The 24,500-nt window shown below is 63.9% G+C and carries 19 protein-coding genes; 16 read left to right on the plus strand and 3 right to left on the minus strand.

Going from position 1 to position 24,500, the window contains the following annotated elements; all coding sequences use genetic code 11:
- Window positions 1-10: 10 nt before the first annotated feature.
- A complete protein-coding gene (locus A0W34_RS01105; protein ID WP_075831794.1) occupies window positions 11-850 on the minus strand; it encodes a hypothetical protein in 840 nt (279 codons plus the stop codon).
- Window positions 851-943: 93 nt separating this feature from the next.
- On the opposite strand from A0W34_RS01105, the gene A0W34_RS01110 reads away from it, so the two are divergent.
- Genes A0W34_RS01110 through A0W34_RS01120 form a run of 3 tightly spaced genes read left to right on the plus strand, consistent with a single transcriptional unit; the run spans window position 944 to window position 3,312 of the window.
- Window positions 944-1,699 carry a lysophospholipid acyltransferase family protein gene (locus tag A0W34_RS01110; RefSeq protein ID WP_003943903.1) on the plus strand — a complete coding sequence of 252 codons (756 nt, stop codon included), beginning with the start codon at window positions 944-946 and terminating at the stop codon, window positions 1,697-1,699.
- Window positions 1,700-1,702: 3 nt separating this feature from the next.
- Window positions 1,703-2,437 carry a lysophospholipid acyltransferase family protein gene (locus A0W34_RS01115; RefSeq protein ID WP_058038054.1) on the plus strand — a complete coding sequence of 245 codons (735 nt, stop codon included), beginning with the start codon at window positions 1,703-1,705 and terminating at the stop codon, window positions 2,435-2,437.
- Between the two features lie 53 nt (window positions 2,438-2,490).
- Window positions 2,491-3,312: a Cof-type HAD-IIB family hydrolase gene (locus A0W34_RS01120; protein ID WP_037131235.1), complete on the plus strand. Its 822-nt coding sequence runs from the start codon at window positions 2,491-2,493 to the stop codon at window positions 3,310-3,312.
- A gap of 37 nt (window positions 3,313-3,349) precedes the next feature.
- On the opposite strand, the gene A0W34_RS01125 is transcribed toward A0W34_RS01120, so the two are convergent.
- Window positions 3,350-5,323 (minus strand): N-acetylmuramoyl-L-alanine amidase, encoded by a 1,974-nt coding sequence (locus tag A0W34_RS01125; protein ID WP_081557202.1) that lies wholly within the window; start codon window positions 5,321-5,323, stop codon window positions 3,350-3,352.
- 331 nt (window positions 5,324-5,654) lie between these two features.
- Between A0W34_RS01125 and A0W34_RS01130 the strand changes: the two genes are divergently transcribed.
- Entirely contained in the window at window positions 5,655-7,217 is a 1,563-nt protein-coding gene (locus A0W34_RS01130) for a SpoIID/LytB domain-containing protein (protein WP_030535824.1), read from the plus strand.
- A 102-nt stretch (window positions 7,218-7,319) separates the two neighbouring features.
- Here the strand turns inward: A0W34_RS01130 and A0W34_RS01135 are convergent, their stop codons facing one another.
- The gene (locus A0W34_RS01135; protein ID WP_003943944.1) at window positions 7,320-8,813 is read right to left on the minus strand and encodes a PucR family transcriptional regulator; all 1,494 of its coding nucleotides are present in this window, start codon (window positions 8,811-8,813) and stop codon (window positions 7,320-7,322) included.
- Between the two features lie 171 nt (window positions 8,814-8,984).
- Here A0W34_RS01135 and A0W34_RS01140 point away from each other — a divergent pair, with 171 nt between their 5' ends.
- From A0W34_RS01140 to A0W34_RS01195, 12 genes are all read left to right on the plus strand, one after another.
- The gene (locus A0W34_RS01140; protein WP_007731826.1) at window positions 8,985-10,388 is read left to right on the plus strand and encodes an amino acid permease; all 1,404 of its coding nucleotides are present in this window, start codon (window positions 8,985-8,987) and stop codon (window positions 10,386-10,388) included.
- A gap of 90 nt (window positions 10,389-10,478) precedes the next feature.
- Window positions 10,479-11,660, plus strand: coding sequence for a thiolase family protein (locus A0W34_RS01145; protein WP_081558734.1), 1,182 nt, complete (start codon window positions 10,479-10,481; stop codon window positions 11,658-11,660).
- A 2-nt stretch (window positions 11,661-11,662) separates the two neighbouring features.
- A complete protein-coding gene (locus tag A0W34_RS01150; protein WP_081557203.1) occupies window positions 11,663-12,814 on the plus strand; it encodes an acyl-CoA dehydrogenase family protein in 1,152 nt (383 codons plus the stop codon).
- Window positions 12,815-12,924: 110 nt separating this feature from the next.
- Entirely contained in the window at window positions 12,925-13,848 is a 924-nt protein-coding gene (locus A0W34_RS01155) for an MBL fold metallo-hydrolase (protein ID WP_064687987.1), read from the plus strand.
- Window positions 13,849-13,917: 69 nt separating this feature from the next.
- Window positions 13,918-15,132, plus strand: coding sequence for a UDP-galactopyranose mutase (glf, locus tag A0W34_RS01160; protein ID WP_063315967.1), 1,215 nt, complete (start codon window positions 13,918-13,920; stop codon window positions 15,130-15,132).
- Window positions 15,129-17,042, plus strand: a complete 1,914-nt coding sequence (locus A0W34_RS01165; RefSeq protein WP_007731821.1) for a glycosyltransferase — start codon at window positions 15,129-15,131, stop codon at window positions 17,040-17,042. The genes glf and A0W34_RS01165 overlap by 4 nt, the downstream gene beginning before the upstream one ends.
- A complete protein-coding gene (locus tag A0W34_RS01170; RefSeq protein WP_003943893.1) occupies window positions 17,023-17,556 on the plus strand; it encodes a phosphatase PAP2 family protein in 534 nt (177 codons plus the stop codon). Before A0W34_RS01165 ends, A0W34_RS01170 begins: the two co-directional genes overlap by 20 nt.
- Window positions 17,553-18,458, plus strand: a complete 906-nt coding sequence (locus tag A0W34_RS01175; protein ID WP_003943808.1) for a decaprenyl-phosphate phosphoribosyltransferase — start codon at window positions 17,553-17,555, stop codon at window positions 18,456-18,458. Before A0W34_RS01170 ends, A0W34_RS01175 begins: the two co-directional genes overlap by 4 nt.
- Window positions 18,436-20,355 (plus strand): flagellar motor control protein ZomB, encoded by a 1,920-nt coding sequence (gene zomB / locus A0W34_RS01180; RefSeq protein ID WP_081557204.1) that lies wholly within the window; start codon window positions 18,436-18,438, stop codon window positions 20,353-20,355. Before A0W34_RS01175 ends, zomB begins: the two co-directional genes overlap by 23 nt.
- A gap of 331 nt (window positions 20,356-20,686) precedes the next feature.
- On the plus strand, window positions 20,687-21,697 hold the full coding sequence (locus A0W34_RS01185; protein WP_007731818.1) for an alpha/beta hydrolase: 1,011 nt from the start codon (window positions 20,687-20,689) through the stop codon (window positions 21,695-21,697).
- 252 nt (window positions 21,698-21,949) lie between these two features.
- Window positions 21,950-23,833, plus strand: coding sequence for an alpha/beta hydrolase-fold protein (locus A0W34_RS01190; RefSeq protein WP_003943922.1), 1,884 nt, complete (start codon window positions 21,950-21,952; stop codon window positions 23,831-23,833).
- A gap of 106 nt (window positions 23,834-23,939) precedes the next feature.
- Window positions 23,940-24,491, plus strand: a complete 552-nt coding sequence (locus A0W34_RS01195; RefSeq protein ID WP_003943980.1) for a DUF732 domain-containing protein — start codon at window positions 23,940-23,942, stop codon at window positions 24,489-24,491.
- Window positions 24,492-24,500 lie beyond the last annotated feature (9 nt).

The following is a 24,500-nucleotide window of genomic DNA, read 5'->3' on the forward strand; positions in this document are numbered from 1 at the left end:
CCGAAGCAGTTCAGGTCGCGGCCCCGAGGCAATATCCCTCGGGGCCGATCGACAGGGTGAACTGCATCGAGCGCGAGTTACCGGTTCCGTCGCTGACGGGCAGGGTGACACGGACGTAGTCGCCGCGAACCGGACTGACTGTTGCAGCGTCGGCGTCGAAAGACTTGATACCGGCCAGCTGATTCGGATCGAGCTTGAGAGGCGGCTGGCCGGTTGCGCCGGTGCCGTCCGGATCCCACGGGCTGTTGCCGGGGCAGATCAGTGGATAGAACGTCTCGACGTCGCGGGTATTGACCGGCCGTCCCGTGGCGCGTGAGAGAAACCTGACGACGGCGTGGGAAGCGTCGGCCGCGGTGTAGAAGTTTGATTGCCCCGCAGGGAAGACGAACGGGCACGCATAGCCGGAAGCGATCTCCGAGCGCTTGGCGGCGACGGAGAGTCCGCCGCCGCTCCAGGTGACCGCGTACTGGCCGTCGACGCCTGGTGCGGCGATGGCCGTCAAGATGGCGGGAACATCCGAGTATCGGTCGGCGATCGTTGTGGGCGGCATCGTCCAGCATGCGTTCGTGAGCGCGTCCACGTCCAAGGACACCAGGTCCGTTGCCCAAGCTGCCAAGGCCGGCGCAGCAGCCGGATTGCCGGGCACGTCACCAACCGGAGGTGGCGCGACCGGCGCAGCGGGCGCAATTGTCGTCGTGGGTGCGAGAGTGGTTGTCGTCGTGGTTTCAGTCGTCGGCGGAGACGGTTCGTCCGTCAGGATTCCCGTCCGTCCGTCGTCCTCACATGCGGTTATCGCCAACGTCATGGCGAGTGCGACTGCCCCCACTGCCGCTCGTCCTGCCGACTTCATTCGTTCGTACGCCCCTTTTGCGACATTCTGACCAACATCCACCCCAGAACTGCTGCGGGTCAGATCACGGATTCCCGTCTACGCTAGCGAACTGTGGATCCCGTTTACAGAACAGTCATCGGCATCGCCCGTACCGTCTTCGCTTTCGAGGGCCTGAAGTTCTCCGTCAAGGGAGAGCAGAACATCCCGGCGTCCGGTGGCGCCGTGATCGCGATCAACCACACCGGGTACATGGACTTCACGTATGCGGGACTGCCGGCACGGACCCCGAAGCGCTACATCCGGTTCATGGCCAAGAAAGAGGTCTTCGACAACAAGATCTCCGGACCGATCATGCGGGCCCTCAAGCACATCCCGGTCGACCGCGGCGCGGGCGCCGACTCCTACAAGGCGGCCGTAGATTTCCTGAAGCGCGGCGAATTGGTGGGCGTGTACCCCGAAGCCACGATCAGTCGGAGCTTCGAGATCAAGGAATTCAAGTCCGGCGCCGCTCGGATGGCGATCGAGGCGGGCGTCCCGATCGTTCCCGTCGTCATCTGGGGCGCTCAGCGCGTGTGGACGAAGGGTTATCCGAAGCGTTTGGGCCGCACCAACACTCCCATCTCCATTGCCGTCGGCGAGCCGATTGCACCTTTCGAGCCGGCGAGTGAGCTGACGGCGAAGCTGCGGTCGACGATGCAGGAGTTGCTGCTCGATCTGCAGAAGAACTACGACCATCCCGCCGGCGAGTACTGGGTGCCGGCTCGCCTCGGTGGCAGCGCGCCGACGCTCGAGCAGGCCGACAAGATGGATGCCGATGAGGCCGAGGCGAAAGCCAAGGCTCGCGAGGCGCGGAAGTCCGAAGGCTGACCGATGTCCTTCGAACCCGTTTACACCGCTGTCGAGGTAGTCGCGCGTGGTCTGAGCGGTTTCCAGGGCGTGAAAGTCACCCGCACCGGGACGGAGCACGTCCCGGTGTCCGGCGGTGCCGTCATCGCGATCAACCACACGAGCTACCTCGATTTCATACCGGCGGCCCTGGCGGTCGGTACCGCGAAACGCAAGCTCAGGGTGATGGCAAAGGCCGAGTTGGCGGACAACAAGGTCCTCGGCTTCCTCATGCGTGGATGCGGTGTCATCGAAGTCGATCGCTCTGCCGGAGCGCAGGCGTATCGAGCCGGAGTCGACGCCCTGAAACGGGGCGAACTGGTGGGCGTCTACCCGGAGGCGACGATCAGCCGGAGCTTCGAGATCAAGGAAATGAAATCCGGAGCAGCTCGGATGGCCATCGACGCCGGCGTTCCGATAATTCCGCTGATCGTCTGGGGCGCCCAGCGGATCGTCACCAAGGGCGGACCGAAAAATCTGGGCCGCAATCATTTCCCGATCTCGGTGGAGGTGGGTGCACCGATCGATCCGGTCGAGCCCGCCGAAGCGTTGAGCGAGATTCTGCGCATCGAGATGGATGCAATCCTGCGCCACGTGCAGGACGGGTTCGTGCACGAGCCCGGGGCGTACTGGGTGCCTCGCCGACTCGGCGGTGGCGCACCGACGCCGGAGGAAGCCGCGGCCATGGACGCACAGGAACGCGCGAAGCGGGCGCGCTGAGCGAGACCGTCGTACCGGGCAGGCACAATGGCGGTGTGAGCCCAGACCGTCGTATCAGCCCTGACCGCCCAACCTTGGTTGCGACCGATGTCGACGGCACCCTCATCGATCACGACGAGTTGGTCAGTGCCCGCACCCGCGCCGCCGTGCATGCCGTCGTCGAATCCGGCACGCCGTTCCTGCTGGCAACCGGGCGTCCTCCGCGATGGATTTCGCCCGTCGTCGAGGGCTTGGGATACGCGCCACTCGCCGTCTGCGCCAATGGAGCCGTTGTCTACGACAGCTACGCCGACCGCGTCCTCAGCGCCGCGACCTTGTCGGTCGACGCACTCACCGAACTCTCCGAGCTGGCACTGGTTGCACTCCCGGGCGCAGGTTTGGCCGCGGAACGAGTAGGGGAGAGCGCACATGACGCCGCCACCCCACAATTCGTCAGCTCACCGGACTACGAACATGCCTGGCTCAACCCGGACAACACCGAGATGTCCGAGGACGAAGTGCTTGCGGCGCCGGCCGTCAAACTCCTGATTCGCCGTCCAGGCATGACCAGCACGGCGATGTACGACACGCTCGCCCCGCACGTCGGTGCGCTCGCCGACATGACGTACTCCACCGAGAACGGACTGATCGAACTCTCGGCGCCGGGCATCACGAAGGCGTCGGGCCTGGTTGCTGCCGCGGAGAGGTTCGGCTTCGACCTGTCGGGTCTGGTGGCCTTCGGAGACATGCCCAACGACATCCCGATGCTGGGGATGGCTCGACTCGGCGTCGCCATGGGCAACGCTCACCCCGAAGCCAAAGCCGCAGCCGACGAGGTCACCGACACCAATTCGGCACACGGGGTCGCAAAAGTCCTCGAGCGCTGGTGGTCGTAGAACCCACCAGCGCCCGAGGACGTGTACTGCTCGAGTGTCAGCCGACAGGCGCGCTGTTGGCCATTTCCTGGGCAAAGGTCTCGTTGTAGGTCTTGAGGACCTTCGTGACCATGCCGGTGATCTGGTTGAAGATCAGCGAACCGTTCTCGAAGTCACTGCGCAGGCCGTCCGGGATCGAGTACTCGTCCGAGATCGGCAATCCCAGTTCACCCGCGTCGGAACCGAAACTCTGCCACGACTTGAAGATCTCGCCGAGCACGGTGAACACTCCGCCGTTCGGCGAGGTGTAGACAGCGCCGTTCTGGAACAGCGCACCCTGGTTGCCGAGCTTCGCCTGCAGAATTCCGGACAGTGCCTGGCCGAGGCGTCCGATCTCGCCACCTTCGGCGATCCACTTCTGCGCGAGCGGTGAATTGTCGGTGATCTGCAGAATCTGGGTGACCAGATCCGGGATCGACGAACCGGTGCCACCGGTGACCGTGTCGACCGGAGTGGTCGGCTTGGGCGCAGGCGTCGACGGATTGGAAGGGTTCGAGGGGTTCAACGTTCCCCCGATGTTCGCGGCCGCGATGTTCCGGATGTCGTTCATGTGTGCGTATGCGGCATCACCCGGGCACGCGGTGTTTCCGACGTCGCGGTGGGCGAAGATGATCGGCAGATCGACTGCTGCGCCCTGCGGGTACGGCGTGAACTCGGTGCCCTCGGAGTACATCGTCGTTCGGCCCTTGGGATCGAGTCCGGCCATGCCGAGCTTCCAACCGAGGAACTTGCCGACGGCGTTGAGCGTCGCCTGCGAAGGCTCGACGGTGGAGTAGTCGCCCATCATCGCGATACCGGTGGTGTTCTCGTTGAATCCACCCGCGTGTGCACCCTGAACTGCCTTGTCGAGTCCGCCTGCGCGGCCTTCGAAGGTCTGACCGTACTTGTCGACGAGGACGTTGTATCCGACGTCGCACCAGCCGAGCGTCTGTGCGTGGTAGGCATAGATCGAGCGGACGATGCCGGCCGATTCGGCCTTCGTGTAGTTGTTGCTACCTGCGGTGTGGTGAACGGTCGCGCCACCGATGAAGTCGTCGTAGGTGGGGGAGTCGCAGCGAAGTGACTCGTCTGCTCCCCACTGAGCACGGGTGATGACGGACGGTCCGCTGCCGCCGAGCGGCGCTGCGACGGCCTGCAGATTGCTGTCTGCCTCGCTGGCACCCGGGTCGATCAACACGGCGGTGACGGCATCTGCTGCCGTCGTCACCTGGCGAAGCGGCTTGGACACCGAAGCGGGTGTGTACCCGAGTTCGCCGGTGGCTGCGGGTGCTTCAGCGGGGGCAGCTTCCGGAGCGGGCGCGGGGGCAGCTTCCGGAGTCGGGGCCGGCACAACCTCGGCTGCGGGAGCAGCGGCACCCCGCGGCGTGAGGATCTGGATGGACTTGGTGGCGCCGACGAAGACCGGTTCGGTGGCGGTACCGGAGTTGGTGGCCTGATCCGAGCTGGCGGAGTCGATGGCGTCAGGGGTGAACCACGGGCCCCAGGTGCCGTCTTCGGCCAGGGCGCGGACCTTGGACTGCGCCGAGGCGATGGTGTCCGAGGTCAACGCGACCATGCTGAACGGAGTGTCGCGGGTGACTTCCTTGACCACGGCACCTGGCTCTTCCTCGGAAGGAACCGGAGCGGTTTCGGTCGGGGCGCCGGGAGCAGCGGGTGCCGGGAACAGCTCGGTCGGCAGCGTGATCCCGGGAGGTAGCGGGATTTCGGTCGGGAGCTTGAGGTTTCTCAGATCACCGAGGTTGATGTCGGGGAGATCGAGACCGGTCAGCTCCTTGACCGGAATGATGATGTCGGGCACCGACGCGAGGAGCACCTCTGCGATCTGGGTCGGCACTGCTACTGACGTCGTCTCGTTCGCGGAACGTACATCGGACGTAGTGCTCGTGAAGCCGTAGACCGCAAAAGGACTTGCGACAGCCACTGCGGCTACAGCCCCGAGTACGAGCGAGGGCTTCGGTCGACGGTGTGGCAAGGGATTACTCCTCGGTTGTAGTTACTTGCGAGCGAACTTCAGGGCCGATGACGGCCGTGAACGGAATCCTTCAAAACCGGATCCGAGCAGGTCGGATGCCATGTTCTGGGGTTGAACTCCAGTTTTCGGACGCGTACGTCTGCAACTCGTGATGCTGATGTGACTCGTGTGACTGGTGTTGCTAACTCCAAACACTCTTGCCACACTAGTCACAAAAGTCCATAACGCTCAACCTTAGGGTGAGACTTTAGTTAAATCGTTGTGGACTGGCCTGCGCGCGAAGTACCGACTTCGCGGACTCGTGAGGCCGGTAGCGATGAGGAGAGCATTGATGGCGAGAAGCGGAAGAAGCGGAACTGCAGGTAAGAAGCCTGTGTCCGGTCGCGCAGGTCGCTTTCTGGTGGGCGGACCCGGGAGGCGAACCTCGCTGATGCGGATCTCGGTCCTCGGTCTCGTTCCGGCTCTTGCGCTCGGCGTCGCGATCGGAGGTTTCACGCAAATCCGCGCTGACGAGCCGTCGATCCTGCACGCCGTCGCTGCCGACACGCAATTCACGCTCTCCGGGCACGGCAACGGACATGGCCGTGGAATGGGCCAGTGGGGCGCTTACGGCTACGCCAAGAACGACGGCTGGTCCGGCGAGCGAATCCTCAGTCACTACTACGGGGGAACCGTCCTGGACTCGATGCCGCCTGCCCAGATGAGTGTGCGGCTCACGGCCCAGGACAACTCGACGCTCGACGTCTACTCCGACGCCGGCCTCGTGGTCAACGGTCAGCGCACCGCGCCCGGCGAGGCTGCCCATCTCACTGCACTGCCTGGTGGCGGTGCGCAGGTAGTGGTCACCAGCGGGTGCGGTGGCGGGGTTGTCTGGGAAGCGGTCACCGACCATCCGTGGGTGGACCCGGTGGACCTCGGTCCTGATCGACCCGCCGACCAGTTCCTGAAGCTGTGCAACAACGACGCGCCCTATCGAGGCGCCCTCGGCGTAGTGCTCGACAACGGCTCGGCTCGGACAGTCAATCTCCTCGACATGGAGGACTACCTGCTCGGCGTGGTGCCGGTCGAAGCGAAGGCCGAATGGGCCGATTCCGGTGGGGCCGAAGCGCTACGGGCGCAAGCCGTGGCAGCACGCTCGTACGCTGCGACCGAGCATCGCAGCTCGTACGCCGACACCTGCGACACTCAGGACTGCCAGGTCTACGGCGGAGCGGGCAAGGAAGATCCCCGCACCACCGAAGCCGTCCGGTCCACCGCCGGCGCCGTTCTGTCGCGTGACGGCAAGATCGTTGCCACCGAATTCTCCTCGTCCACAGGAGGTTACAGCTCCGGCGGTGAATTCCCGGCCGTCGAGGATCTCGGTGACGCCCTTTCTCCGAATCATGACTGGACAGTGAATCTGACCGCAGGGCAGATTGCGGACGCCTTCGATGTGGGTGAGCTGCAATCGCTCAAGATTCTCTCGCGCAACGGATTCGGTACCGACGGCGGGCGAGTGACGGCAGTCGAGGTAGTCGGAACAGATGCAACTGTTGGCGCCACCGGAATTCAGTTCCGCCAGAAACTCGGCCTGAAATCCGACTGGTTCACCATCGGTGACGGTGCGGGTGTGGTAGTGGCACCGGATTCGGAATCGACAGTGCCGGAATCCAATTCGCCATCCGACGATCCATCGGGTACGGTTACGGAGACGCAGATCGAGAAGAAGTATCGGGAGCTCGGCGGTGAAAGCGGCTCTCTCGGTGCTCCTGCCGGCCCGGAGATGCAGTTGCCCTCCGAAGCAGGCACTTTCCGTGTCTACGAAAACGGAACCATCATCTGGACAAAGGTTTTGGGCGCGCAGGTAGTTGATGCCAACGTGCTCCGCGAGTGGATACCGACGGGCGGAAGCTAGGGGAAGGTCGGTCGGTAGCGACTCGCACGTATCGACTCTGAAGGGTCTCTGCCGTAACCCGGCGGAGGCCCTTCAGGTCGTTCAGGGTTCGTTGGTTGTCGGTCAGATGGTCGGGGCGTCGCCGAGCAGGCGGTACTCGAGCCACAACTCCGCACGTTCCGTGGGGGAGCCGAGGTCGAGCTGGAGAAGGCTCTCGATCCGAGCGAGTCTGCTGCGCAACGTATGCCGATGAATATTCAGCGCTGTGGCCGCGGCGTCGCCCACACCGTTGTGTGCCAGCCACATGGCCAAGGTCCGGTAGAGATCGCTACCGCCCTTCGCTTCCAGAAGCGGGCGCAAGTGTGCCGCCGCGAATGCCGTCGAGCGATCCTGGTCGAGAAATGCGGACAATCCGCTCTCCGAGAGTTCGGCGAACCGCATCGAAGGCAGGTTGCGGGCACCGGCCTCGGCTGCTGCCTGCGCGGCTTGGCGTCTGGCGCGCGAGAGATCGTCCCACCACAGCATGTCCGACACGCCGACGGTGACGTCGATTTCGTTGACACGGGCGAGGATTCGCCCGCTGTCGGTAGCCGAGACGACGGCAATCAGTGCACCGTCGGTGATGCCGAACGCCAGATCGCGGCTGAGACCATCGAGCAGTGAGACGGACACGCTCTCGAGCAGGCCACTCGGGCCCGCTACGTGGAAGACCTGGAAAGGCTCGACCGGAAATCCTCCCCACAGTTCCCCGGAGATGTTGCGGGCGAGCGCATTCTGTCCCTCGAACAGCTGATGCATCGCAACGGTACGAAGGTGGTTCATCGTCAGCTGTGCGTCTCGGGTTCGAGCCGTCATCAACGTGAGCAGAGACGCGGCTGCGATGACGATGCCCTGATTCAGTGAACCGACGGCGCCGGGGCAGCCGGCGACGAGGTACCCCATCAGCTTTCCCCTCGACGTCAGCAGCGGATGGGAGATGACGTCCTCGTTCTCACTCGTGAGGAAACTGACTTCCATCGGACGGGCGTCGCGCTCGGGGGCAGTTCGCTCGATTCCGGCGGCCGCGGCGGTGTGTGAGATCTCGACGGTATGTCCGGCCGAGTCCAGCAGAGCCGCCCATCCGCCGATCAATTCCGCCACCCGTCGTACGACTGCCCGGGTGCCGTTGACCGTCACCGCAGCTTGAAGCAGTCGCCGCAGGCTCTGGTAATTGCTGCGCAGCGCTTTCATGTCGTCGTCGGATTGCGCCTTCGACACCGCTTTGGTCAGGGCGATGAAAGGTGTTCGCAATGGGACGTCGAGAAGGGGCACACTGAAACGGGTGGCCGCATCCACCAGAGTCTGTGGCGCCTGCTCGTATCCGAGGCCGGTTCCGAAACCGATTCCGGCAATTCCGGCCGCCACCAGGGTCCGTACGAATCGGGTCGTTTCCGCGGCCGTCGTCGGTAGTGACACCCCGGTGATGAGTAGTAGTTCACCGCCGTCGAGGAAGGGCGTCGGGTCGGGAAGTTCGGAGACATGTGCCCAGGTCAGGGTGCGATCGAGCTGGTCGTGCCCAGCCAGGACGCGAAGGCCGAACTGTTCGGTCGCACAAAGCTGGCGGAGCGTGATGGGCATGAGTCCAGTCTGACACCTCGAACTCGCCACTTTGTAGTGCCTGCGGTCACGTTTGTACAAAGTGGAGCCTGACGCGAGCTTGCCGAAGGTCCGACACTGGCGCTATCGAAAATGCGCTCCGGATAGAGCGCCACCGAGATCCACGTTCCGAACAGCCCACAAGGAGTACTGATGTCCAGTACAGACCAGCCGGCACTTCAGCACACGCTGAAGAAGCGGCATCTGTCGATGATTGCGATCGCAGGCGTCATCGGCGCCGGACTGTTCGTCGGCTCCGGTGTGGCGATCCAGGAGACGGGACCCGGTGTCCTGATTTCCTACGCGCTTGCCGGCGTCGTCGTCATCCTCGTGATGCGCATGCTCGGTGAGATGTCGGCAGCGTCGCCGGAAACCGGCTCGTTCTCCTCGTACGCCGACAAGGCCATCGGCCGCTGGGCGGGCTTCTCGATCGGCTGGCTGTACGCCTGGTTCTGGATCATCGTGCTCGGCATCGAGGCCACCGCCGGTGCCCTCATCATGAATCGCTGGGTTCCGGGGGTTCCCCAGTGGACCTGGGCATTGATTCTGATGATCGTGCTGACGCTGACCAACATCATCTCGGTCAAGTCGTTCGGCGAGTTCGAGTTCTGGTTCGCCTCCATCAAGGTCGTCGCCATCATCGCGTTCCTCGGCATGGGCATCGTGGCGATCTGCGGATGGATGCCCGGCGTCGAAGCACCCGGAATGACAAACCTGACCGGTCACGGCGGCTTCCTGCCGAACGGCACAGGAGCGATGCTCGCCGCAGTCCTTGTGGTCGTGTTCTCGTTCTTCGGGGCCGAAATCGCCACCATCGCCGCCGGTGAATCGGCCAACCCGCTCGAAGCTGTTCGCGCAGCCGTCAAATCCGTCGTCTGGCGAATTCTCATCTTCTACATCGGCTCGATCGCGGTGGTCGTCACCCTGCTTCCCTGGGACAGCGCGTCGGTTGCACTCAGCCCGTACGTCGCCGTCATGGACTCCTACGGCATTCCGGCCGCGGGCAACATCATGGACGTCGTCGTCCTCACGTCGGTTCTGTCCTGCCTCAACTCGGGTCTCTACACCGCGAGCCGCATGATCTTCTCCCTCGCCGGCCGCGGCGACGCCCCCAAGTCGCTCTCACGTATCGAGAAGACCGGCGTCCCGATGCGCGCTGTCTTGGTCTCGACGATCGTCGGCTTCCTGACCGTCGGCATGAACTACCTCTCCCCGGACAAGGTCTTCCTGTTCCTGGTCAACTCCTCCGGTGCGATCGCGCTGTTCGTCTGGCTGGTCATCTCGGTGTCCCAGCTGCGCACCCGCCGCAAGCTCGAAGCTTCGGGCCAGGAGCTGGAACTCAAGATGTGGTTCTTCCCGTACCTGACCTACGCCACGATCGCCGCCATCATCGCGCTCTGCATCGGAATGCTCACCCTGGACTCGACGCGCAGCCAGATGATCGTGTCCCTGGGACTTGCAGCGATCCTCGTGGGTATCGGGCTCTACCGCTACCGGAACCACAAAGACACCGACGCCGAGGTCGTGCCCGTCGCCGAGAGCGCTCCCACACCCTGACACCAACGTCCCCATCTGCGAGATACTTCGATGTCCTAGTATCGGCCACGGACAGAGAAATCGACGTGAGCACAGCAGATGGGGACAATCATGACCACACCCGAACCGATCGTCATCGTCGACGGGGCCAGGACCCCCGTCGGTAGCTTCGGCGGCGTCTTCAAGGACGTACCCGCACACGAGCTGGGCGCCGCAGCAGCCAAGGCCGCGCTGAGCCGCGCCGGCGTTGCGCCCGAAGACATCGACGAGGTCGTCATGGGCTGCATCGGCCAGGTCGGCCCGGACGCCTACAACGCACGCCGCGTCGGCATCGCCGCCGGACTGCCCGAGAACGTCCCCGCCTACACCGTCAACCGCCTCTGTGGCAGCGGTCTGCAGGCTGTGTGGTCTGCGGCGATGCAGATGCGATGGGGCGCAGCTGCCATCACGCTCGCCGGCGGTGACGAGAGCATGTCTCGCATGCCCTTCTACGACTTCGCCGCCCGCTCGGGCTACAAGCTCGGCGATCGCAGCCTCGTCGACGGCACCGTCGCGATGCTCACCGACCCGTTCAGCAAGGCTCACATGGGCCGCACTGCCGAAGCCGTCGCCCGTAAGTACGGCGTCAGTCGCGAGCAGCAGGACGAGTTCGCCGTCGAATCTCAGCGCCGTGCCGCTACCGACGCAGCGAAGGCGGCATTCGCCGAGGAAATCACTCCCGTCGAGACCGGTGGTCGGCGCTCCGTCACCGTCACCGAGGACGAGCATCCCAAGCCCGGAACCACCGTCGAAACCCTCGCCAAGCTGCGCCCCGCATTCGAAGAGGGCGGATCCGTCACCGCCGGTAACGCGTCGGGCATCAACGACGGCGCCGGCGCACTCGTCCTCGCGACGGGCACCGAGGCAGCCAAGCGCGGTCTCACCGGACTGGTCACGCTCGAAACCGTCACGACGGCAGCCATGGAGCCCGGCCTGATGGGCTACGCTCCCGTGCTCGCTCTCGAAAAGCTCTTTGCACAAACAGGATTGAAGCCGTCCGACATCGGCACCGCCGAGGTCAACGAGGCGTTCGCTTCGCAGGCCATCGCCGTCATCCGTGACAGTGGCCTGGATCCGGAGAAGACCAACCCGTACGGCGGAGCGATCGCCCTCGGACACCCGCTCGGCGCCACCGGAGCCATCCTGACCCTGCGTGCCGCGCGCGACATGGTTCGCCGCGACCTCGAATTCGGCATCGTCACCATGTGCATCGGCGGCGGTCAGGCACTCGCTGCCCTGCTGAAGCGGGTCTGATCATGGCGGCCAAGCGCAAGCCGTCGTGGCACGACGACGAGATCACCGCAGTAGCCGAACTGGCCCGTGGTTTCTTCGATCGTGAACTGATCGCCAAGCGTGAGCAGTGGGACGCTCAGCATCGCGTCGACCGGTCCGTGTGGCTCGAAGCCGGCAAGCTCGGCCTGCTGTGCTGCTCGATTCCCGAGGAATACGGCGGGGGCGGTGGAACTTTCGCGCACGATCTCGCTGTCTTCGAGGCGCAGGGCTACTGCGGTGACTATGCGCTCGGTAACTCCGTGCACAGTGGCATCGTCGCCCACTACGTGCTCGAGTACGGAAGCGAAGAGCAGAAGAAGGCCTGGCTGCCAGGTATGGCAACGGGCGAAATCCTCGGCGCCATCGGAATGACCGAGCCAGGAACAGGTTCCGACCTCAAGGCAATCACCACGTCCGCGATCCGTGACGGTGACCACTACGTCGTGAACGGGTCGAAGACCTTCATCACCAATGGTGGCAGCGCAGACATGATCGTGCTTGCCGTCAAGACCGACCCCAAGGCGGGCGCCAAGGGTGTCTCGCTCCTGATCGTGGATCTTCGTGACTGCGAAGGCTTTGCGGTCGGCCGCGTGCTCGACAAGGTCGGTCAGCACGGCGCAGATACGTCGGAGCTGTCCTTCACCGACGTTCGCGTTCCCGTCTCGAACCTCCTCGGTGAGTCCGAGGGGCTCGGCTTCGGTCAGTTGATGGCGCAACTGGTGCAGGAACGCCTCATCATCGGCGCGCAGGCCATCGGCACCATCGAGCGTGCAGTCGAGGAGACCGTCGCATACACCAAGGCGCGTCAAGCGTTCGGGCACAGCCTCTTCGAGTTCCAGAACACCGCCTTCGAGCTGGCCGAGTGCCAGACGATCGCACGCACCTGCCGTGTCTTCCTCGACAACTGCATCGAGGATCACCTCAACGGCGAGCTGGACGGCGCAGACGCCGCGATGGTCAAGTACTGGCTCACCGAGCAGCAATGCGCCGTCGTCGACCGGTGCGTGCAGCTCTACGGCGGATACGGCTACATGCGTGAGTACCCGATCGCGCGCATGTACGAGGACTCCCGCGTCCAGAAGATCTACGCCGGCGCCAACGAAGTGATGAAGGGCATCATCGCGAAGAGTCTTTGATCACCGGCGTCGAAAACCATTGACACCGACCAGGCACCCACCGAGCATTTCGGTGGGTGCCTTTGTGTGTGCCCACAAGCGGTATCGAGCTGTTCGGAAGGCAAACACTGATGAGCTTCACCATCGACGTCGGGTCGGCACGCGTCACCCAACTGACAGAGCTGGCGCACTGGCCGTTTCCGCCGCGAGAGCTCTTTCCCCAGGCGAGTGAGGCCGAGATCAGTGAAGCGTCGGCGCGGCTGACACCGGAGTTCTTCGACGAGGGTAGTGGTGACCTCGTGCTTGCCATCCACACCTACCTGGTGGAGATCGGCGGCAAGGCCGTCGTCGTCGACACCGGCAACGGAAACAGCAAGCACCGGCCGAACCTCTTGCCGCATCACATGTTCGGCACCGACTACCTCTCACGCTTCGCAGCCACCGGTGTGTCCGTCGACGACGTCGATCTGGTGGTCAGCACACATCTGCACCCTGACCACTGTGGCTGGAACACCGCCCTCGACGCCGAAACCTGGCGGCCTACCTTCCCCCGCGCGACCTACATTTTCGATCGCACCGAACTGGCCGCGCTCCAACAACTCGCCGCCGACGGTCCACACGAAGGAGTGGTCTCGGATCTGGCGCAGACCTTCGAGGACAGCGTCCGTCCCGTTCTGGACGGGGCGAAGTGGGAGGCGGTCGACGACGGCCACGTCCTGGTCGAGTCCGAAGGCACACGCGTCGTCGTTCGCAGCGCGCCCGGCCACACGCCGGGCCATATCGTGATCGAGATTCGCACTGCCGACGGCGGCGCCGTCATCTCCGGCGATGTGATCCACCATCCGATCCAGTTTCTGTACCCGGACCTCAGCCAGGGCGGCGACGCGGATCCCGAGATCGCGAGGGTCACCCGCCGCGAACTTCTCGAACGCTGCGCGTCGGAGGGACTACTTCTACTTCCCGCACACTTCCCCGTCGACGAACCGATCGTGATCGAATTCGAGTCGAGCGGTGCACCGAGTGCTTCCGGTCTAATCGGTCTTGCAACGTCCTGACTTGCCGCATCGGCCCTGGTGACGCATCCAACCCTCGGCTTCCGAACAGGTCCGATACCCTGGTTCATCGTGACCGCTGCAAATTCAGAGACCGCCCGTGCCCAGTACGACCTGATCGTCGTCGGTTCGGGATTCTTCGGGCTGACCATCGCCGAGCGTGCCGCTACCCAGCTGGGTAAGCGCGTGCTGGTGCTGGATCGCCGTCACCACCTGGGGGGAAACGCATACTCGGAGGCAGAGCCGGAGACCGGCATCGAGGTCCACAAGTACGGTGCCCACCTGTTCCACACCTCCAACAAGAAGGTCTGGGACTACGTCACCCAGTTCACGGAGTTCACGAACTACCAGCACCGCGTCTTCGCGCTGCACAAGGGACAGGCGTATCAGTTCCCAATGGGACTCGGTCTCGTGTCGCAGTTCTTCGGTCGGTACTTCACTCCCGAAGAAGCACGCGCCCTCATCGCCGAACAGTCCAGCGAGATCGATTCGAAGGACGCCTCCAATCTCGAAGAGAAGGCGATCTCCCTGATCGGACGCCCGCTCTACGAAGCGTTCGTGCGTGACTACACAGCTAAGCAGTGGCAGACCGACCCCACCGAGTTGCCCGCCGCGAACATCAGCCGCCTGCCGGTCCGCTACAACTTCGACAACCGCTACTTCAACGACACGTACGAGGGCCTGCCTGTCGACGGCTACACGGCGTGGCTCGAGAACATGGCGAAGGATCCGAAGATCGAGGTCCGCCTCGACACCGATTACTTCGACGTCCGCGACGAACTGCGCACCGCCAGCCCCGACGCCCCTGTCATCTACACGGGCCCGCTCGACCGCTACTTCGACTACTCCGAAGGTGCACTGGGATGGCGCACCCTCGATTTCGAGACCGAGGTTCTGCCCACCGGAGACTTCCAGGGCACCCCGGTCATGAACTACAACGACGCCGACGTGCCGTTCACCCGTATCCACGAGTTCCGTCACTTCCATCCGGAGCGCGAGTACCCGACCGACAAGACCGTCATCATGCGTGAGTTCTCACGTGCCGCGGAGGCGAAGGACGAGCCGTACTACCCGATCAACACTCCCGAGGATCGCGAGAAGCTCTCCGCGTACCGCTCACGCGCCAAGAAGGAGACCGTGGAGAACAAGGTCCTCTTCGGTGGGCGTCTCGGCACCTACCAGTACCTGGACATGCACATGGCGATCGCCAGCGCGCTGACGATGTTCGAGAACACCCTGCGCCCGCATCTCGAAACGGGTGCGGAATTGGCAGGGGAGAGCGAATGAACGCACGTCATCTACTCGAAGGCGAAGATGCCGTCAGCGGCGACGAGGTGACCTACCTCGGCAAGTCCCTGCTTCAGCGGATCATCCTGCCCCGCGCCGGTGAGCCGCTCGACGTCCGCACGTTGTACTTGGAAGAGTCCTGGTCCAATAGTCGGCGGGCGCACTCGACCTCGCGCACGTCGGTAGCGCTCGGCGCCGAGACCGAGGTCTCGTTCGCCACGTACTTCAACGCGTTCCCTGCCAGCTACTGGCGTCGATGGTCCATCCTGAAATCGGTGGTCCTTCGTCTCGAGCTGTCCGGCCACGGCCGCGTCGACATCTACCGTTCCAAGGCGGATTCCTCGCGAATTCACGTGGAAGGTAAGGAATTTGCCGACGGCGATGCCGCGGTCGAGTTCGAGGTGGAACTGGCGCCGTTCGAGGACGGTGGCTGGATCTGGTTCGACATCACCACCGATACGGCAGTGGTCGTCGAGAGCGGCGGCTGGTACGCGCCCGTCGAGGCTCCAGGCGAAGCGACTGTCGCCGTTGGTATTCCGACGTTCAACCGTCCGACCGACGCGGTCAAGGCGCTTGCTGCACTGGCTTCGGATCCGCTGGTGTCGGACGTGATCAAGGCCGTCATCATGCCGGATCAGGGCACCCGCAAGGTGCGTGACGAACCCGGATTCGCCGAAGCTGCTGCAGCGCTCGGTGATCGGCTCGCCATTCACGATCAGGGCAACCTCGGCGGCTCGGGCGGATACAGCCGAATCATGTACGAGGCACTCAAGACGACGCAGTGCCAGCACATCCTGTTCATGGACGACGACATCGAGATCGAACCGGACTCGATTCTGCGTGCGCTTTCGTTCTCGCGTTTCGCGAAGTCGCCGATGCTGGTGGGTGGGCAGATGCTCAACCTGCAGGAACGAAGCCACCTCCACGTGATGGGTGAAGTGGTCGACCGCGGCATCTTCATGTGGACCGCGGCACCGAACGTCGAATACGACCACGATTTCTCGAAGAAGCCGCTGCGCGAATCGAAACTCCTGCACCGCCGCATCGACGTCGACTTCAACGGCTGGTGGATGTGCATGATCCCGCGCCAGGTCGCCGAAGAAATCAAGCAGCCGCTACCGCTTTTCATCAAGTGGGACGACTGCGAATACGGTTTGCGCGCAAAGAAAGCCGGATACCCGACCGTCACGCTGCCCGGTGCCGCGATCTGGCACATGGCGTGGAGCGACAAGGACGACGCCATCGACTGGCAGGCGTACTTCCACCTCCGTAACCGTCTGGTGGTGGCCGCGCTCCACATGCCGGGCAACGGCCGTGGCCTCGTGGTCAACACGGTGAAGGCAACGCTCAAGCACCTGCTGTGCCTCGAGTACTCCACCGTCGCGATCCAGAACAAGGCCATCGCGGACTTCCTCGCCGGACCCGAGCACGTCGCGAACATGCTGCCGACGGCACTCGGTGAGGTCCACGCCCAGCGCAAGGAATTCTCCGACGCCGTCGTACTGCCGTCGTCGACTGCGTTGCCGCTGCCCTCCGGTGCGGATGTCGGAGACGTGAGCCTGCCGCTGTCGACCGTCGCGAAGATCACCCGGGTCCTCAGGGCCGGAGTGCACAACGTGAAGCCGGCCAAGCCGGAACACCTCGAGCGCCCTCAGCTCAACGTTCCGACCATCGACGCCCGTTGGTTCCTGCTCTCGCAGGTCGACGGCGTCACCGTCACCACGGCCGACGGTCGCGGCGTCGTCTACCGCAAGCGAAACCCGAAACTCGCGCTCGAACTGCTCAAGGAAGCAACACGGTTGCGCCGCGAACTCGCCGCCCGTTTCCCCGAGCTCAAGAAGCAGTACCAGGACGCCGTTCCTTCACTGACCAGCACGGAAAGGTGGGAACGTGTCTTCGGCATCTCCTGAAGTACAGATTCTGGCCGGGATTCAGTCGACCGTCGGGCAGCTGCCGGGAGCCGTCAAGGTCGCCCGCGGTATGTCTCACTTCGGTGAGCACTCCCTCGGGTGGATCGCGATCGCTGCCGTCGGAGCTGCTGTGGACAAGCCGCGTCGACGGGAATGGGCCGGAGCAGCCGTCGGAGCATTCGGTGCACACGCCGCCTCCGTGGTGATCAAACGGGTGGTCAGGCGCAAGCGACCTTCCGATCCTTCGGTGCAGGTCAACGTCTCGACACCGAGCAAGCTCAGCTTCCCGTCATCACACGCGACGTCGACGACGGCGGCGGCTGTGCTGATCGGTCGGCTCACCGGGCTACCCTTACCGGCGTTGCTGGTGCCCCCGATGATGCTCTCGCGTCTGGTCCTGGGAGTTCACTACCCGACCGACGTACTCGCCGGAGCGGCACTGGGAGCCGCATCCGCGGCGGTAGTTCGCCGGGTCGAAGAAGCCAGAGCCGAACAGAAATGTGGAGATAAATGAGCGAGGAACCGGCTACGGTCAGCGGACCCCCGAAGTCCCTGCCCGCCGGCATCGTCAAGGCGCTTCGCCCACGTCAGTGGGTCAAGAACGTCCTTGTGCTGGCAGCGCCCATCGCGGCCGGAACCGCCACCGAAGCCGACGTGCTGTTGCCCGTCGCGCTGGCGTTCGTCGTGTTCTGTATGGCGGCATCAGGCATCTATCTCGTCAACGACGCGATGGATGTCGAAGCCGACCGTGCTCACCCCACGAAGCGATTCCGTCCCATCGCGGCCGGCGTTCTACCCGTCAACATCGCCTACGGCATGGCAGTCGTGCTGCTTGCCGGTGCGATCGGGCTGTCCTTCCTGGCCAACTGGCAACTCGCCGTGGTCATGGGCGTGTACATCGTCATCCAGCTCGCCTACTGCTTCGGTCTCAAGCATCAGGCCGTCATCGACATCTGCATCGTCTCGTCCGGCTTCCTGCTTCGAGCGATCGCCGGTGGCGTTGCCGCCGAGATCGATCTCTCGCAGTGGTTCCTGCTGATGATGGCGTTCGGCTCACTCTTCATGGCGGCAGGCAAGCGCTACGCCGAACTGCAGTTGGCCGAGAAGACCGGCGCCAAGATCCGTAAGTCCCTCGAGAGCTACACGATGACGTACCTGCGTTTCGTGTGGACGATGGCAGCGACGACGCTGGTCCTCTGCTACGGACTGTGGGCGTTCCAACAGGACGCCATCAAGGGCACCAACTGGTACGCCATCTCGATGGTGCCGTTCACCATCGCGGTGCTGCGATACGCGGTGGACGTCGACGGCGGCGAAGCCGGAGAGCCTGAGGAGATCGCGCTCGGTGACCGGGTGCTGCAACTCCTCGCGATTGCGTGGATCGGAGTAGTGGGTGTCGCTGTCTACCTCGTCTGAGCCACGCACCGAGGCCGACCCGCACGTCGACACTGCGGCGAATCGCACCACCCTCAGTCGAGGAGTTTTTCTCGGCGGGGTGGTGCTTGCTGCTGCCCTCATGTTCTGGGGTGCGTGGGAGCGTCGCTGGATCGCCGACGACGGACTCATCGTCTTGCGAACCGTCCGCAACCTGCTTGCGGGGAACGGCCCGGTCTTCAACGCGGGTGAGCGTGTCGAGGCGAACACGAGTACCGCGTGGACGTACATCGTCTACGCGTTCAGTTGGCTCACGCAGATCCGTCTCGAATACGTTGTTCTGACGATCGCGCTCGTACTCTCGACTGCTGCCGTCGTGTTGGCGATGCTCGGCACCGGTCGTCTGTACCGCGGCGTTCGGCCGTCGGCGGGCGGAACGATCCTGCTGGTACCGGCAGGTGTTCTCGTCTACATCGCGGTTCCGCCTGCGCGAGATTTCGCCACTTCCGGGCTCGAGACATGCTTGGTGATCTTCTGGATCGCGCTCCTGTGGGTACTGCTCGTTCGGTGGGCGCAGGCGTCGACGCCGTCCACGGCGTCGATCCTGACTCTCTCGTTCGTGGCCGGACTCGGACCACTGGTTCGACCCGAGATGGCGATTCCCGGTGCTGCCGCGTTGATGATGATCGTTCTCTCCGCAGGCCTGACCTGGAAGATTCGCACACTGATCGTCGTCGTCGCCGGACTTGTCCCGGTGGGCTATCAGATCTGGCGAATGGGCTATTACGCCTTGCCGTACCCGAACACCGCGGTGTCGAAGGACGCCGGTGGCGCGAAGTGGGCGCAGGGTTTTGCGTACCTGTGGAACCTGGTCGGGCCGTACCTGCTCTGGTTACCGTTGCTGTTCCTGCTCATCGGTGCGCTGCTGCTCGTGTGGCGAAGCCGAGCGGACACACCTACCGCTACCGCAGATCAACCCGCACGCCCGCTGTGGCAGCGCTTTCAGCAGTTTCTGCGCACGCCGCGGGCGATTGTCACCTTCATTCTCGGCAGTGGGCTGATCCTCGGGATCTACTCTCTGCGCGTCGGCGGCGACTTCATGCACGGCCGCGTCCTGTTGCCGGTGTTGTTCTGCCTGCTCATCCCGGTGGCGGTCATTCCGTTGCGGGTGCCGGCGCGGGCCGCGTTCGGAAGTAATCGCGACACCGCGATCTTCGGAGTCTCGGCGGTGCTGTGGATCGGCACGATCATCTGGGCCTTCTTCGCCGCGAACACGACGGGTATGCCCGAAGGATCCGTGGTGGGTCGCTCGGGAATCGTCGACGAGCGAGCGTTCTACGCACTCAACACCGGTCACAAGCATCCGATCCTGGCCGAGGACTACCTCGACTATCCGCGAATGCGTGCCATGGTCGAGACCATCGCGCGGACTCCGGAGGGTGGGCTGCTGCTGCCGTCCGCGAGCTACGACTCCTGGTTCGTCGTCCCACCACCCGGACCGATCGACGAGCCGGCCGAGCACGTCGTCTTCTTCCTCAACCTCGGAATGACGAGCATGAACGTCGGCCTCGACGTTCGGGTGCTCGATCAGATGGGGCTGGCGTATCCCCTGGCAGCTCACACCGAGCGACTCGAGGACGGCCGGATCGGGCACGACAAGAATCTCTATCCGGACTGGGTGGTCGCGGACACGGGAATGATCGACGTTCGACCGTGGCTGCCGTTCTTCCTCGACGAAGACTGGGTTGCGGACGCAAAGCTGGCCATCACCTGCCCGGAAACTCAGGAGCTACTCACGTCGTACCGCTCCGAGCTGACCTGGGCCAGATTCAAACAGAACTTCCAGCAGGCATTCGACTTCGCGAAGTACCGATTCGACCGGGTTCCGGCCTACGAATTGGAACGCTGCGGTCTCGTTCCACCGGAGTCACCCAGGTGATGTGATCAGCATCACCGACTGTTGAGGGTTTGAATATTTCGATTCAGTAACACCGAATTGATTGGCCACGATGTACTCGAAGACGATTCACCTAACCTGAATCACCCCCGAGGGGTGATGACGGTGTTGCTCGCGGATTGGGACGTAACGGTCCACCTATTTGTCACAGCTGAACCTGTGACATAAAGTCCAGCGAGCGCAGTGTGACTTGGAAGAGGTCCGCTGCCGACCCGAACTCGTTCGGGCTGGCAGAAAAGCCTGTTCCCCGACGGAATCCGCCGGAACCACTCCACCGAGTGGGTTCCGCAGACGAAGAGAGAGAGCAGTATCCATGCGTTTTGCCAGAAAGAGGCTGACCCAGCGCCTCAAGCACCGAGCGTTGGCCATCGGTGCCGCAGCACTTGTGCTCCCCCTTGCTGCAGGAGTTGCCGGTAGTGCTGTCGCCTCTGCTGCGCCTGCGCACACTGCTCCCAGCCACACCGCCCCCTCCGGCGGATACGACGAGCTGTGGGTGCCCTCCTCGATGGGCAACATCAAGGTCCAGGTCCAGTGGGCCGCTCGCGGCGGAAACGCTGCCCTTTACCTCCTCGACGGCCTGCGTGCGCGTAACGACGCCAACGCGTGGAGCTTCGAGACCAATGCGATGGACCAGTACCGCAACGACAACATCACTCTCGTGATGCCCGTCGGCGGCGAGTCCAGCTTCTACAGCGACTGGTATGCACCGTCGAACTTCAACGGCCAGCAGATCACGTACAAGTGGGAAACCTTCCTCACCGAAGAACTGCCCAACTTCCTCGCGAACTACGGCGTCTCGCCCACCAACAACGCGGTCCTCGGCCTCTCGATGGGTGGCAGCGCTGCTCTGACGCTGGCTGCTTACCACCGTGACCAGTTCAAGTTCGCCGGCTCGCTGTCGGGCTACCTGAACATCTCGGCTCCGGGCATGCGCGAGGCAATCCGCGTCGCAATGCTCGATGCCGGTCGCTTCAACGTCGACTCCATGTGGGGACCGCCGTGGAGCCCGTCCTGGCTGCGCAACGACCCGTTCGTCTTCGCACCGCGTCTGCAGGGCCTGTCGATGTACATCTCGTCGGCAAGCGGCCTGCCCGGTGAATACGACCACCCGCGCGCACCGATCGACTACTACAACACGGCTAACGGCATGGGCCTCGAGGCTCTCGCCCTGGTCAACACCCGTGCATTCCAGATCCGCATGAACTCGCTGGGTATCCCGGCCACCTACAGCTTCCCGTCCAACGGCACGCACTCGTGGCCGTACTGGTCGGCAGAGCTGTGGAAGGCTCGCGGCCAGATCCTCGACACCATGAACGCTTGGTGATCGTGCGCGATCCCGTGACCTAGTCACTTCACCAGTGCCGTTCCGGACTCCTCGAAGGAGAACCGGGACGGCACTTGTGTATTCAGGTGCTGCACAAGCGCCCGATGTCAGTAACAATTGCACCACCAGTAACAGCGCGGCTACCCCAAGCGGGGATCGTTTGCGTGTAGAAATAGTTTCAACGGGGGTCTGGCTGCTCAGGCGGCCACACGATCGACGCGCGGACCGAACGTAAGGAAAGAGAGTGAGCTCATGCGAGTAGGCCTTGCCACGGAGGACCGTCGCCGGTCCCGGGCAACCTTCCGGACAAAGGTCGTCGGCGCACTGGCAGCGATGCTGGTTCTGCCGATCGCCGCGGGCTTGACGACGGCCGGAACCGCGGCAGCCGCGCCGGCACCTGCTCAGGCCGCACCGGCCGCCACCCAGAACCCCACCGGAGCAGCGGTCACGAAGGTCGACTGGCTCAGCGAGCGTCGCGTCGCGCTGTGGGTGAACTCTCCCGCGATGGGCACCCCGATTCAGGTGCAGATCCTCTTGGCCCGCGATTGGAACGTCAATCCGTCGGCCAGCTTCCCCTCGGTCTGGATGCTCGACGGTCTTCGCGCGACCGACAACGAGAACGCCTGGACCTACGAGACCGACGCCGAGTCCTTCTACGCGGACAAGAACGTCAACGTCATCCTCCCGGTCGGCGGTCAGTCCAGCTTCTACTCCGACTGGCTCCAGCCCGACAACGGCAAGAACTACCAGTGGGAGACGTTCCTGACCAAGGAACTGCCCCCCATCCTCGAAAAGGACTGGCGGACCACGCAGACACGCGGTGTCGTCGGTCTGTCGATGGGCGGTACGTCCGCCATGTTCCTCACGGCGCGCAACCCCGGCTTCTTCAAGTTCGCCGCTTCGCTCTCCGGCATCCTCACCACCACCTCGCTCGGCATGCCTCAGGCAATCCAGTTCGCGATGACCGACGCCGGTGGATACAACTCCGCCGCGATGTGGGGACCGCCGTCCAACCCGCAGTGGGCTGCACACGATCCGTACGCGCTCGCCGAGAAGCTCAAGGGCGTCAGCCTGTACGTCTCGAGTGGTAGCGGTACGACCGGCCCGTACGACCAGCCGTCGGGAATTCCCGGCGTGAGCACCAACTACGCAGGCATGGGCCTCGAGATCCTCGCTCGCCTGACCTCGCAGACCTTCGCGACCAAGCTCAACCAGCTCGGCATCCCCGCGCAGGTCAACTACCGCCCGTCCGGAACCCACTCGTGGCCGTACTGGCAGTTCGAGCTTCATCAGCTGTGGCCGCAGTTGGCCAACGCCATCGGCGTCGAGGTCGAGAAGCCGGCTTGCGGCACTTCGGGTGAGATCGGTGCGACGGCCGCAGCCAACGGCTGGATCGGTGACTGCATCACCCCCGAGTACAGCGTCGCGGGTGGCCTGGCACAGGACTTCCGCAACGGTCGCATCTACTTCACCAGTGGAACGGGCGCCCAGCCCGTCGCCGGTCGTATCGCCGGCGCGTACATGAACACCGGAGCAGCGGCCGGCCCGCTCGGCTTCCCGCGTACCCCCGAACTCGGTACCCCCGACGGACGCGGACGCTTCAACCACTTCCAGAACGGCTCCATCTACTGGACCCCGCAGACCGGCGCTCACCCCGTCAGCGGTGACATCCTCGCCGAGTGGTCCGCACAGGGTTGGGAAGGTGGCCCGCTCGGCTACCCGACTGCCGACGAGATCGCGACCCCCGGCAAGCCGGGCAAGGTCCAGGGATTCGAGATCGGCGCAATGTACAGCAGCGCCAATGGAACTCACGCGGTTCTCGGAATGATCATGGGCAAGTACGGCGAACTCGGCTGGGAAAACGGCTGGCTCGGATTCCCGAAGTCGAACGAGGTTCCGATCAAGGACAACGGACGCTTCACCGAGTTCGAGGGCGGCAACATCTACTGGAGCCCCGGCACCGGTGCATGGTCCGTCGAGAACGGTCCGCTGTTCGACGGTTGGAAGAGCGTCGGATACGAAGGTGGACGACTCGGATTCCCGATCAGTGACAAGTTCGACATTCCCGGTGGTGTCCAGCAGAACTTCCAGTTCGGCTACATCACGGTGATCGGTGACAAGACAGAAGTTCACTAACTCACAGTGGTGCACGACGGGCGGGCCCGATCACGGATCGGTGCCCGCCCGCGTGCGTTGCGTAACCTGTTGATGGACTTTCGACTGAAGGCAAGGACGGACATTGATGTCGCTTTTCTCGGGTAACCGAAACACTTGTGCACGCGCGATCGCGGTCGGCGCCCTGGCGCTCGCCACCGGTGGCGCGCTTGTCGCGTGCGGTAGTGACGACTCCACTGCAACCTCCAATCCGGTCACCACGACGTCCGCGGCGGCTTCGTCCTCGAGCGGTTCGGCATCTGCGTCCGCCTCTGCGACCACGACGGCGTCGGCTGCGCCCACCAGTCCGGGAGCCGCGGCCACCGCGCCGCCGGAGCAGCCGCAGAGCATCGAGGGCTTCCCGGGTCCCACAGTCGTCGAGGTCAGTCCCGAGGCACAGAAGTTCCTCGACGGACTGAAGGCGAAGGGCATCACCCCAGCCGGTGACGGAAGCATCGCCGTCAACACGGCCAATTACATCTGCGCTGCCGGTCCTCAGACCGACGACGAGGTCCTGACCTTCGTGACCGCCTTCGTCGGCCAGGAAGCGTCGGCGGAAGGCAAGCAGATCACTCCCGAGCAGGCAGGTGCGAACGCTCAGATCTACATCGACGTCGCCAACGCCACCTACTGCAAGTAGGCGTGGGTC

This window comes from Rhodococcus sp. BH4 (genome assembly GCF_002079265.1).
Taxonomy (GTDB): Bacteria; Actinomycetota; Actinomycetes; order Mycobacteriales; family Mycobacteriaceae; genus Rhodococcus_F; species Rhodococcus_F qingshengii.